This is a genomic window from Acetobacter suratthaniensis (genome assembly GCF_017377745.1).
Taxonomy (GTDB): Bacteria; Pseudomonadota; Alphaproteobacteria; order Acetobacterales; family Acetobacteraceae; genus Acetobacter; species Acetobacter suratthaniensis.
This window is the reverse complement of the sequence record NZ_JAFVMG010000013.1, coordinates 36,608-47,731: the sequence shown is the minus strand read 5'-3', so window position 1 is coordinate 47,731 and position 11,124 is coordinate 36,608. Positions and strand designations below refer to the sequence as shown.

General features: G+C 63.0%; 11 protein-coding genes. All 11 read right to left on the bottom strand.

All coding sequences use genetic code 11. From position 1 onward, the window contains the following. Positions 1-16 precede the first annotated feature (16 nt). The 11 genes from J2D75_RS11280 to J2D75_RS11230 are packed head-to-tail and all read right to left on the bottom strand — an operon-like array spanning position 17 to position 11,028. Positions 17-730 carry a transglycosylase SLT domain-containing protein gene (locus tag J2D75_RS11280; protein WP_207854927.1) on the bottom strand — a complete coding sequence of 238 codons (714 nt, stop codon included), beginning with the start codon at positions 728-730 and terminating at the stop codon, positions 17-19. A 4-nt stretch (positions 731-734) separates the two neighbouring features. Then, entirely contained in the window at positions 735-2,099 is a 1,365-nt protein-coding gene (pilV, locus tag J2D75_RS11275) for a shufflon system plasmid conjugative transfer pilus tip adhesin PilV (RefSeq protein WP_207854926.1), read from the bottom strand. Next, positions 2,099-2,578 (bottom strand): type IV pilus biogenesis protein PilM, encoded by a 480-nt coding sequence (gene pilM / locus J2D75_RS11270; protein ID WP_207854925.1) that lies wholly within the window; start codon positions 2,576-2,578, stop codon positions 2,099-2,101. Before pilM ends, pilV begins: the two co-directional genes overlap by 1 nt. Positions 2,579-2,584: 6 nt before the next feature. Then, complete coding sequence (locus J2D75_RS11265; RefSeq protein ID WP_207854924.1) at positions 2,585-3,091, bottom strand: type 4 pilus major pilin; 507 nt, start codon at positions 3,089-3,091, stop codon at positions 2,585-2,587. A gap of 18 nt (positions 3,092-3,109) precedes the next feature. Next, entirely contained in the window at positions 3,110-4,222 is a 1,113-nt protein-coding gene (locus tag J2D75_RS11260) for a type II secretion system F family protein (protein ID WP_207854923.1), read from the bottom strand. 1 nt (position 4,223) lies between these two features. After that, a complete protein-coding gene (locus J2D75_RS11255) occupies positions 4,224-5,897 on the bottom strand; it encodes an ATPase, T2SS/T4P/T4SS family (protein ID WP_207854922.1) in 1,674 nt (557 codons plus the stop codon). Continuing rightward, positions 5,894-7,033, bottom strand: a complete 1,140-nt coding sequence (gene pilO2 / locus J2D75_RS11250; protein ID WP_207854921.1) for a type 4b pilus protein PilO2 — start codon at positions 7,031-7,033, stop codon at positions 5,894-5,896. The genes J2D75_RS11255 and pilO2 overlap by 4 nt, the downstream gene beginning before the upstream one ends. 2 nt (positions 7,034-7,035) lie before the next feature. After that, positions 7,036-7,632 (bottom strand): type IV pilus biogenesis protein PilP, encoded by a 597-nt coding sequence (gene pilP, locus J2D75_RS11245; protein WP_207854920.1) that lies wholly within the window; start codon positions 7,630-7,632, stop codon positions 7,036-7,038. After that, the gene (locus J2D75_RS11240) at positions 7,629-9,326 is read right to left on the bottom strand and encodes a pilus assembly protein PilN (RefSeq protein WP_207854919.1); all 1,698 of its coding nucleotides are present in this window, start codon (positions 9,324-9,326) and stop codon (positions 7,629-7,631) included. The genes pilP and J2D75_RS11240 overlap by 4 nt, the downstream gene beginning before the upstream one ends. Continuing rightward, complete coding sequence (locus J2D75_RS11235) at positions 9,326-10,195, bottom strand: TcpQ domain-containing protein (protein WP_207854918.1); 870 nt, start codon at positions 10,193-10,195, stop codon at positions 9,326-9,328. Before J2D75_RS11235 ends, J2D75_RS11240 begins: the two co-directional genes overlap by 1 nt. Beyond that, positions 10,192-11,028: a TrbG/VirB9 family P-type conjugative transfer protein gene (locus tag J2D75_RS11230; protein ID WP_207854917.1), complete on the bottom strand. Its 837-nt coding sequence runs from the start codon at positions 11,026-11,028 to the stop codon at positions 10,192-10,194. Before J2D75_RS11230 ends, J2D75_RS11235 begins: the two co-directional genes overlap by 4 nt. Between the last annotated feature and the right edge of the window lie 96 nt (positions 11,029-11,124).

Below are 11,124 nucleotides of genomic sequence, written 5' to 3'. Positions count from 1 at the left end.
CGGGTTGTTCATTCCCTCATTGTGCGCTCATCCGTTGTGACGCCGTGTTGGCCACCAGATGGTGCCAGACTTTGGCCTGATAGGTGACGTTGGGGATGGGGGTTGCGGAGTTATAATTGCCCACGCGACGCCAGAACTCGCCCGGGTTGGACGGGCTTTGTCCATCGAGTGCGCGGGCGAGGATCCATGCCCCGATCTGCAGGTTGAGGCAGCCGTCATTGATGACCTGTTCGCGGCTGATCCCCAGTCTGGCCAGTTCGGGCAGATGGATGGAATTGATCTGGGCTGGCCCCATGTCGTAGCTGCCATTGCGGTTGCGGACGATCTGTCCAACCCGGCCGCCCTCTGTCGCCAGCACGGCGAGGAAGAGCTGTTCATGGACATGGTAGCGCCGGGCTGCGGCCAGTGCGCAGGTTTTGAGGTCGGCCGGAAGCGGGTGGGACGGTGGGGGTAGCGGGGTTTTACCGGCGGTTGGGGGCTCGCGATGCGCTGTCGTGCTGGTGCCACTCCATGCGAGGATCCACGCGCCGGCCGCGATGTTGATGCACGCGTCGGTTCTGACCTTCTCGGGGTCAAAGCCTGCGCGTGTGAGGATCGGAAGCCATTCGGGCTGGATACCCATGGGACCGATGCTGCTGTCACTCGCGTGCGCCATCACGGTTTCCATTTGCGCAGGTGCGACATGGTAATAGGTGGCGGCCATCTGCCCACAGGGAGGGAGTGCTGTCATCGCCTCAGTACCCCTCGACCCACCAGTTTATCCACCCGGATGAATTCGAGTAGGTGAATTCATTGAAAATGACGGTGATGCTGTTCAGGGAGGGCGTGCCAGCGACCCACGGCATGTTGTCGTGGCCACCGTTGTCAATCGGGTCCGTGACCTGCGACACGCCATACCCACCGGGGAAAATGGCGTTAAAGGGCTCTGGAAAGTCGACGGTGATGTGCGTGTCGTATGAGTTGCCGCTGGGGAGAACGTGTCGGGTCTGTCCCATCAGACGCTTCCGCACACCCGTCGGGACGGTTGGGTCTCTGGTTTTTATAAGTGTCCATGAGTTGTATTCATCCGCCGCACCGCTGACGGTGGTTGAGAGGGTGTCGCTTCCCAAGGAAGTCCATGTGCCTGAGATGCACTCGAGATGCGTACCTGTTCCATCGGTGCTGGAGGCAATGGCTCCGTTTGATGAGCAGGAAGCGTTGAGGATCGCCGTGCCGTTGTCAGTACCGGTGATCACAGCCTGTGTCGTGGCGTGGTTAGCATTGATGTCTGCAGCCGAGCCGTCCATGTGCTGAAAATAGACACTCCCTTTTGTCCGCACGCCCGTATTGGTGCCGTCGCCATACAGACACGTTCCTGGCGCATTGAACGCACAGCCACCGGACGTGACTGTCACAGTGTTTGCGAACACGCCCTGCACGGCGCTAACGGTGCTGGCGTTGGTGATGGTGTTGCCTCCCATGTTCAGGGTGACACCCATGGTGTTCAGATTGTCGTGGCCCGGAACGCCGACCCGGTACAGGAAATCATTGGTGTCGATGGTGGGAGAGGCGGCGTCCCCTACTGTGGTGGTGCCAAACAGATGCCCGGGGCCCGGAGATGGCAGCCCTGCAAGGGAGAGGTTCCATGTCGTGCCGTGGGCGGCGGAAGAGCTGAGGTTGCCCAACATACCATCATAGGGAACGTAGCCGCCGAGGTCCCCGGTGAGGCCTGCGATTTTAACCAGGTCGCTCTGGGATAAGGTTCGGCCACCCATGGCGGTGACCATGGTGCGAATGGCGCCTGATGCGGGCTGTTGGGCGTAGACATGCCATGTCGCTCCCACCGCGTTGATCTGGCTGAACCCGCCTGGCAGTGAATCCGTGTTGAGGAGCGCCACGAACGGGATTTCCTGATAGGCGCCTCCCACACGCAGCGTATCCGTCAGGGTGTCCTTGTTGGCAGCGACATATTTCTGACCACCGGTCAGAACGGTCTGGAACTGACTTGCTACGTCCGCGAGGACGATTGCGTTCAGGTTGGCGTTTATTGCCTGTTTCATGACCGGGATGGCCATCGCCCCGATCACGAGGCTCACGATCACGCCGAAGAGCGCGCCCATTACAGTGATCCTTTACTAATGGTGACCAGTGAGACGACATGACCTGTCGTCACGGCTGCGGGGAGGGAGCCCATGGGGCCGTTATGGGGTGTTGACCATGTCGTTCCCTGTGCCGAGCCGATGCTCAGGTCGCCCTGTGCGCGGGTCACGGTCTTGAGGATGTCGACCTGCGACATTGCGGCCCAGCTCTCGATGGTCAGCATTGAGCCGTTGACGCTGATGCTGTCGCCAGCGTCTTTCAGGCCGGCCGTGACTGATGCTTCAAGGCCGAGCGCACTCAGTGGGACACTCCCCGATGTATTCGGGTGGGTCTCGACATAGCGGAACAGCGCAGCCCTGAACGCGAGGAACGCATTGTCAGGCGGTAGCGCCATCTGCAGGGGCTGCTTCTGGATGGTGATGAGGCCATCCAGATCGCGGTAGGTGGAGACTGTCAGCTCCATGATCAGGAGCATGACAAAGGCGAGTAATGCTCCCATGGGGCTTTACAGTGGATACATGAAAACAATGGTTGCGGTATTGCCGCTGGCGGCGTTGCAGGCCGATGCAATGCCCAGGCTGTTATCGTTCGAGGCTGCAATGGTGATACGCACGCCATTGACGGTCAGGCCGCCAGAGGGGTGTTGTGATGCAGCGAATTTGGCGCAGCCAGCGGCTCCGACGCCTGCCCACGTAGACTGAAATCCGCCACTGGACAGGCTCGACAGGGTTACGGTTGAGCCGTTCCATGGGCCTTTGAGCGTTGTGCCGCTGACAGGAAGATTGTCGGGCACCAGGTTGGCGTTGATGGCGGCGGAGTTGCTCAGTCCTGATGCGTTCGTTGAGCCATTGAGCTTCAGGTAGGTCAGGATATTGCTGCTCATCTCGGCTTCGATGGAGCTGGCCTCATAGACGTTATAGGCGTTGATGCCGGCCCTGGCGCCCGTGACGACACCGGCGATTCCAAGGAGCGAGAGAACGGTTACAACGACGAAACCGATAAGATCTTTCATGGTGGTCTCCAGTTGAATTCAATGTGGGAGTGAGTCCTGCCCGATCTGGATTTCGAGCAGCATGATCAGTCCGACGAGGAGTATGGCGCTAATGGTTGTGACGCCGCGCATGACCTTGATCTGCGTGCGCGTCCGGTCTTCGATCCGGTCAACCCAGAGTCTGCTCTGGGTGAGCAGGGTGTCGTAGTCGCCCTCGTCGCCCCAGATGTCGTCGATTTCGCGGATGATCTCGGGACTTGGAAAATTCAGGCCCGACAGTTCCATCGCGCGCGGCAGGGTGACGCCTTCGTTGACCATGAGCGCCTGTACGGTGTTCAGGCGGCTACGGAGCCACGGAGAACGACTGTCCTGCGCCTGGTTTTCCAGAGCATCGACATCGGCGATGCCGATCTTGCACTGTGCGAGGAAGCTGCAGATCCACAGGTAACCGTGCATGTCGCGATAGATCGACCATGGCGGGATATATTCCAGCCAGACGCGCAGCCGTCCGGTCATGCGTGGAAGGCTCCAGCGGATGGCCAGAAAAATGCCAGCCAATCCCGCAAATGAGGCAATGGTCGCCGGAACCGTGCCGATCTGGCTCAGGCTGAGCATGAGCGACAGGGCAGCGCTTGACGTGCCGCTCTCTCTTAAGCCCTGCTCGATTTTTGGGAGTGCGAAACGCGCCGTAATGGCGAGGGCCGCAACGGCCATGATGACGTATAGAAGGGGTTCCACCCAGGCAGTCCGGAACTCTCTGGCGAGGCCTGCGACACGGGTGCGGGTGTCGCAGATCATGTCGAGGGCCGAGGGCAGGTCATCCGCCTGTTCCCCCGAGAGCAGCATGGTGAACTCATCATCTGGCACGAAGGGCTGCAGCGTGTAGGCGAACGACGCGCCTTCATCGGTGAGGAGGCGTTCAATCCGCCTGAGCATGCGGGCTTCCCAGCGGTTGCCGAATTTTCCGGCCTGTTCCGCCCGGCGCAGCAGGACGCGGTTGATCATTTCGTTCTGGCGCAGCTTTCTGGCGAGGTTCTGGTACAGGGCCAGCCTTCGGCCAAGAGAGAAGCCGATCCGCTGGTCGAGCCAGAGGCCCAGTCGACCTTCACTGTCTTCACCGGGGGCATCGTCAAAAAGGATTTCGATGGCCATGTCAGGGCTCCATTCCCATGAGTGGGGTGTCGCGCAGCCCCTTGAGCGCACGCTCGCGTTCACGCTGGAGGAAGTCCCATGGTCTGATCCGTTCGATTTTCAGGGGGACGTCGAAGGGATCCATGCGCCCCTGGAAGACCAGTTCCATGCCTTTTTCCAGCATGGTGGTGTCGGCGTTGGAACGCGCATGATAGCGGTGTCGCGCTAGGGTCGGGCCGTATTCGATGAAGTCCGCCATCAGTGTTTCATCGGGGTCCACGACCTCGGCGACAACCTGACGGCGGGCCGTACCTTTCCAGGCGCAGTGAGGGCAGCCGGGGCCGAGCCTGCGGATGGCTGACGGGTTCCAGTCCGGACGCGCCCAGGTGAGGATGGCGTCGCGCATCGTTTTCGTCAGACGGGGATCTTCCTGATCCCATGGCAGGGCGCAGTGATCGCACAGGATCGGGATGAAGCGTTGACCGACCAGACCGCAGATGATGGCGGGATCACAGATGATGGGGAGCGCCAGCCTCTCCGGGTCCATGTCACGCAGGCGCGGGATGGCCAGGAACGGATGGGCGGTGTGCATGGTGCTCATCATCAGCATGCCGGTCTCGGCGGCCGAGAGCCATGTGGTGGCGACAAGCGGATCACGGATCTCGCCCAGTCCCAGAATGTTGACGGCCATTCGCAGGACAAGACGGGTCCGGTGCGCATAGGCTTCGCCCGCTGCCTTGGCGGTGAGCGTGTCGAGAATGTTGAGCTGGGGAGCGTGAGGCAGGATGGTCTCGACCGGCTGTTCAATGAACGCCTGCCGCTGGCCGGGGCGTGTGCGGGCGATATGCTCGCTCAGCTGGTGCATGACATGGGTTTTGCCCGAGCCGGGTGGTCCGGTAAAAATGATGGTGCCTGTGGCATTGAGGACAAAGGTCTGCAGCAGTTCGGCCTGCATTTCGGTCCAGCCGGAACTGACGAGATTGAGGCTACCAGACGGGGATTTTACACGCTTGAGGCCCTTGAGGGCGTCGACTGCGGGGACTTTCTGGACACCGGCCTGCAGACGCATGTTGAGCCATTGCGCATCAGCGTCGATGGGGGCGATGGGCGTACGCGCGAGACGCACGTTATTCAGCCCGGTGCCCACCAGATCCCGCCCGGCGATGGAGCCGTCCTGTGACTGTTTGGGGCGGTATTGCTGTTTGGACAGCATGACGAGAGCGTTGATGAGTTTGTCGGCGTAATCGGTGGTGATTTCGTCGTATTCGAGGATGGTGCCGTCGATGTGGACTTCAATGACGGCGTGGCCTGCGAGGCGACGGATGTCGATGTCACTTGCTCCGAGGTCACAGCCCAGCTTGAGCAACGTCCTGGCGCGCGAGCGCATGTCCAGTCCCGCCCCAGCGCCCTGCAGCGTGCCTTCATGCTGGGCCTGAACCAGCTTGGCGGCGACCGTGCTGAGGGCTACCCAGTCGGTTTTGAGGTGACCGAAGCGGGCGCGGCGGAGATCGTCGATCCATTGAAGGACGTCGCGGCGCATTTTCAGCGCGTCGCTCACGTAGAGCACCTGATGGATTTCATCGAGGTGGAACTGCCCCTGCAGATCTGCGGGCGCGCTGATGCCGTCCACCGTACGGTCTTCGGCGCCCGTCATGCGCCACGGGATCAGGCGGGATATTTTGCTCATGAAACTCATGGAGTGGCTCCTGTCGCGGCGAAGACAGCGGTGATGTCGTAGCCGTCGTTTGAGGTCTGGAGGTCGCGGGTCAGCACGGTGCGGCGCAGGGTGACCTGTGCGAGACGGGGGAAACTGTTCCAGTCAATGGCCCGAGGGTCGGCGTGCCAGGGGAAGCGTACGGCGATCAGCCGGACGTCACTGATGCCCGCCTTGCCGTCACCGATAGAGGGTGTGATGCCTGCGCGCTGCAGCATGCCGGCAAACAGCCGTATCGGATCGCCTTCACGGAGTGCGCCGGCGCGGCCGGCCTGGGGATGGATCGCGATGGAGAGATCCATACTGTCGCCATTGTCGGCCAGCTGTCCCGCTGGTGCGTCCAGAAGGGAGCCGCCCACCCGTGTCCAGCGTGTGCTGAGCCCGTCCTGCTCGCATTGCAGACTGGCGAGTGCCCAGCCATGTGACAGGGGACCAAGCTGGTTGATGGCCTGCATGCAGGCCGCGACGATTTCCGACGGGCCGCTGGGTGGGACCGGCGGCGTCCTGTTGCGCAGGGCGGCCTCGCTGGCTTCGCGGGCCTCACGCGCGAGGCGTTCGGCTTCGTGCGCGCTGTACAATTCCCAGCCGAGTGCGCCGACGAGTGTGAGTGCGGCGGCGGCTGCGATCAGCGCATAGCGCGCGTGTAGTGACACCGGGTTCAGCGCGACGGGAGTAGGGCTGAGCTGCCTGAACCAGTCCTGAAGGTCTGCCTCCGCGATCGTCTGGCGCCTGGTGAAGGGCTGGCCGCCCAGCGTGTCGCGCAGATTGGCGAGCGTGTCGTTGTCGTAGAACTGGTCAGAGCCGGGCAGGAGTTCGCCGTCTTCGTCCGTTGCGATGACCCATAGGTCACCCCCGCCCATGTCGAATTCGGCATAGGCGAGTGGCCCCAGACAGGTCGCTGTCGCGATGGCGAGGCAGTTGATCCCGCTTTTTGCGTGAGCGCGGCTTATCGTGAGGAAGGCGGCACTTTGCGGGTGGCCCGGATAGCGGGCGTAATGAGTGGCGTGTTCACGGCGGCCGTCGGAACGCAGGCGGGCAGCGGACGGGCGTTTGCCATAATCGCGCCAGACCATGCCCGCGCACCATATGAGCCCGTTGAGTGAAAGAATTCTGGTCATGCTCAGGGCATCCCCGGCAGAGCGCCGAATGGCGATGGGGTCATCTGGGGCTGATGTGCGGGTGTGGGCGTGCGTGCGGGCTGTACGGGAAAACCGGCTGTCGCGTCATTGAGGCGTATGGTCTGACCATCGGCATTGCGGACGAACACACCTGTCCGGGTGATGGCCGTGACTTTCAGGCCGTCCGGCAGGGCGGTGCCGGTCGTCACCTCGGCGGTGCTGCCGTCCGCGAAAGCCAGTGTCGCACTGGCTCCATGCTGATCGACATAGAGGGAGTCCGTCTGCGGCAGCACCGGAGCGGGTGTTGGTTCCGCAGGTATTGATGGGGGCGGTCTGGGGGCGCTGGCCTGCCTGTCGCCCAGCTTCTCTCCTTTGGCCTTGCGTTCGGCATCGGCGATTTTTGCACTCAGATCGGCGGCGGTGGATCGTTGCTGCAGGTACGTGACGCAGGCGTTGTTCGCGTCCAGTGCGGTGACGGGCAACGTCTGTCCGGGGGCCGGGGCGATCATGGCGGCGGAGCAGTCAGCCGCGCGAGCCGGTATCGCCATGAGAACGGGTGTCGCCAGAGCGCAGACGAGGACGGGGAGGATCTGTCTCATAGGGTATGCGCCTCCACGGTGATGAGGATGCGGTTCTTGACGTTGTCGGCATCGCCGCCACCGCCAAAGAGCCAGTTGTAAGGTGAACCGACGCCGTTCATCTGCCGTTTGGTGCTGTCGCCCGAGTAGCCGGACAGCACGAGCATCTCGCCGTTTTTCAGGACGATATTGCTGGCCTGAATGGTGCTGGAGGTTGTGGGGAGCTGCATGCCGCTGGTGCCGCTTGCCAGAGCGAGCGACAGCAGGGTCTGGATCTGGAAATGCAGATTGAGGACGATCTGGTCGTCGCTGATGCGCGGTGTGACCAGACCTTCAAAGCCAGCCATGATGTAGCCCGGCGACTGGGACGAGGACGATCCGGCGTTGGTAGCCAGATACGACGAGGCGTACTGGACGTAAGCGGTTGTCGTGCCGTGCTGGAAGGGTGCTGGAACCCCGTTGGTGGTGACAATTCCGCGCTCGTCGAGTTCCGTTGCGTTGTTGAGAGACTGCAGGGCCTGCACGGACAGATCCGTGCCATTCATCTTGCCCTTGACGATCTGTGCGCCAAAGCTGAACGGGGTGCTTTGCGACTGGATCAGCGGAATGGCGGCCGGGGTGGCGCTGGCGACGAAATACTTGGAGAACTGTTTTGCGGCGACCTGCGGGCTGACGCCGTAATTGCTTTCGCGATCGAATTTCAATGCCCACACGCGCAGGGTAATGGCGACCTGCTTGGTCAGAATGGCTTTCATGCCATCGTACCACTCATCCAATCCGGCTATCTGCTCGGGCGTGCCGGTGGCGGTCAGCGTACCGAGACCGGCATCCATCAACACATCGGCGCCATTGCCCGCCTGAAGTGCTGCTTCCTGCAGGTGCGCGAGACGATCCGTCGTGCTCTGCACGGAGGCTCCTGTCATGCCCTGCCCCTGATTGCCACCGGAGCCGCCACTTGAGCCCATGCCGCCGGACATGCCCGCCGACATGCCGCCACCCATGTTCCCCATGCCAGAACCCGTGTTGCTGCCGCCTCCGCCCCCTGCGACCGTTGTGATCATCGCGCTGTCGGTAGTTTTTTCCTCAAACGCCGGGATCACGTAGGTCTTGGTGATGTTGCGGAAGAACTCTTCTGTCCCGTCCGTGAAGCGCTCACTGACGCCAAAGCGGGTCGCGAGTGTGGCGAACAGGCCGTGGCGGGTGCCGGTGTATTCCAGCCAGGGACCGCGACCGGCATAGGTCGGGGCGGTGGAGGTTCGGCGGACGGTCTTCGGAACCTGTGGCAGGACACCAGACTGGACGGCTGGTGGGGCTGGCAACGAGGTGCCGTTGAAGGCTGGTGCGGTCATGCCACTCAGGCCCGCCTGCTGGACGGTATCGGCCGCGATCGCCGTTTCGTCGGCATCGGCCCGCACCCGGATGGGAATGCCGGTTCTAATACTCAGCTGGGTTGCTGCCTCGCGGAGCGACAGTGGGCGCGACCATGAGATGGTGATGGCTTCGCGCAGCAGAGGTGGAATGACGGCTGTGGGCTTGACGGGCTCGCCAATCAGGTAGGGTTTGTCACTGGTGGAAATCAGTTCGCGCGCAGGGATGTGGGTGGTTTGAGCCCGCTCATCATAGGCTTTTTCCTGATGGCGGGCGTCGTTGAATTCCGTGCAACCGCTCAGGGCGAGCAGCACGGTCGTTGACAGGGAGAGGGCGCGCAGGCGCATTATCGGACGTCTCCGGGGGTGACCACGAGGGTCTGGTTGGGGGTGTGGAATTTGACCTTGATGGCGTGGCCCTGCTCGGCGAGGGCATCGACGATCTGTTCGATCGGTCCGTGTTCCCTATCCGCGAAATCGCCTGTGAAGACGGCCGTCGCGGGAATGGTCCAGTTGATGGTGGCGGGCCATTGCACGGCCCATCCGACCTGAGCGCCCCAGGCGATGACCTGCTCGCGGATGGGCTCACCTCTGCTGAGCACCCATTGGCGGTTTGCGTCGGGCAGAGGCGCTGTGGGCACGTCATCGCCTGCGGCCGCCTGCGGTGTGGACGATGAGACCCTACCGTCGCGGGCGACTGGCGGGTGGGTGGGCGCAGGCGGGCGCTCCGGCGACATACTGGCGAGTGTCTGGATCTGGGGAGCATGCAGGGTCACGGTCGTGCCTTCGAGCAGGGTGCAGCCCGCCTTGCGGACGAGTTGTCCGTCCGTGTCGTGGACATAGGAGCAGGTCATCTCCCCGTCGCCTGCGTGCAGGGTCATGAGCAGGCGCTGGTCTGTCGCCAGCAGATCCAGACGTACGGAAAGCGCACCCGGATAAGCCATGCCGTCCGGCGTGAGGGCGAAACCGCGTGCGCGCAGCGCCGTGTCGAGGGCCTGCTGTGCGCCAACCTCATCGGGATTGAAGCGCAGGACACGCAGTGTCGTCTGGCGCGGATCCATGCTGGCGGTGAGGATGTCACTGGCCTGGATACTCAGGGCCTGTGCATCGGCGGCGTTCAGACCTGTGATGTGGGAACTGTCTTCGGCAGGCAGTGTCGCACAGGCACTCAGGGCGGTGAGGCACAGCAGCGCCGCACCCGTCGTTCTGGGGATCATGGGTGGGCTCCGTAGGTTGCGCGCACAGTTGTCTGGCTGGCGTCAGGACCAATCAGCTGGAGGTCGTCGATGACGGCATCGACGACATAGGAATCACCGGCGACATGGTAGGCATTGGGCTGGGCGACATGCGGGGCGAGAACGACAAGCCGTGGGCGTGTGTTGATCTGGCCCTGCGGGAAGTCGATGAAGGTGTGGCCGGCATCCCGATAGACGCGCAGCGGTGTCCAGGGCGGTGTCGCGCCGCTGAGTGTGTAGCGGAAATCGGGGTTTGAGCGGTCATAGGCCGCAAGCGGGCTGGCGGCCGCAAAGGCCGGTTGCGACAGGGGATCGGTGGGGGCGTGGGTGAAGGCGACCGTCGTCATGCTCGGCAGGGCGGCACTGAGCGCGATGTTGTAGACGCGCCGGCTGGTGGGCAGGCTGAGCTGGGCCTGTCGCGCCTGCGGACCGGGTTCGATGGCCAGCGCCCAGCCGGCATGGATGCCGCTGGTGCCGCGCACGAGGTCGGTATGCCAGTTCACGGTGTCGCTCAGGCTGATCTGGCTGGCGAGGGCGGTTTCTCCGGCTTCGAGGCGGATCATGCAGATCGCGGGGTGATGGCAGGTGAGGGTGGGCGTTCCATCACCGAAGGCGAACCATGTCACACCGCCTTTGCCGGTGATGGGTGTCGCACTGTGTGCGACAGGCGTGGGCGTGGCCTGTGTCGCAGGAGCGGCGCCAGGTGCTGTCGCTCCTGCGACAGCCAGAGGTACCTGCGGAGCGACAGCCGCGACGGGGCGCGCGACACCCGGGCGGATGCGCAGGGCCGGGTCGTCGCCCAGCCTTTGCTGCATATTGGTGATGAAGCCGTGAACGCGGTCGATGCTCTGCTGCAGCGCAAGCTCGGCCGACGGCATCCCCGGCGTGTTGACGCGTACCGGAGCGGTGTC

Excerpts from the sequence above, each read along its gene's own strand:
- J2D75_RS11280 (WP_207854927.1), bottom strand. The coding sequence starts at position 730 with ATGACAGCACTCCCTCCCTGTGGGCAGATGGCCGCCACCTATTACCAT.
- pilV (WP_207854926.1), bottom strand. The coding sequence starts at position 2,099 with ATGGGCGCGCTCTTCGGCGTGATCGTGAGCCTCGTGATCGGGGCGATG.
- pilM (WP_207854925.1), bottom strand. The coding sequence starts at position 2,578 with ATGGGAGCATTACTCGCCTTTGTCATGCTCCTGATCATGGAGCTGACA.
- J2D75_RS11265 (WP_207854924.1), bottom strand. The coding sequence starts at position 3,091 with ATGAAAGATCTTATCGGTTTCGTCGTTGTAACCGTTCTCTCGCTCCTT.
- J2D75_RS11260 (WP_207854923.1), bottom strand. The coding sequence starts at position 4,222 with ATGGCCATCGAAATCCTTTTTGACGATGCCCCCGGTGAAGACAGTGAA.
- J2D75_RS11255 (WP_207854922.1), bottom strand. The coding sequence starts at position 5,897 with ATGAGTTTCATGAGCAAAATATCCCGCCTGATCCCGTGGCGCATGACG.
- pilO2 (WP_207854921.1), bottom strand. The coding sequence starts at position 7,033 with ATGACCAGAATTCTTTCACTCAACGGGCTCATATGGTGCGCGGGCATG.
- pilP (WP_207854920.1), bottom strand. The coding sequence starts at position 7,632 with ATGAGACAGATCCTCCCCGTCCTCGTCTGCGCTCTGGCGACACCCGTT.
- J2D75_RS11240 (WP_207854919.1), bottom strand. The coding sequence starts at position 9,326 with ATGCGCCTGCGCGCCCTCTCCCTGTCAACGACCGTGCTGCTCGCCCTG.
- J2D75_RS11235 (WP_207854918.1), bottom strand. The coding sequence starts at position 10,195 with ATGATCCCCAGAACGACGGGTGCGGCGCTGCTGTGCCTCACCGCCCTG.
- J2D75_RS11230 (WP_207854917.1), bottom strand. The coding sequence starts at position 11,028 with ATGCAGCAAAGGCTGGGCGACGACCCGGCCCTGCGCATCCGCCCGGGT.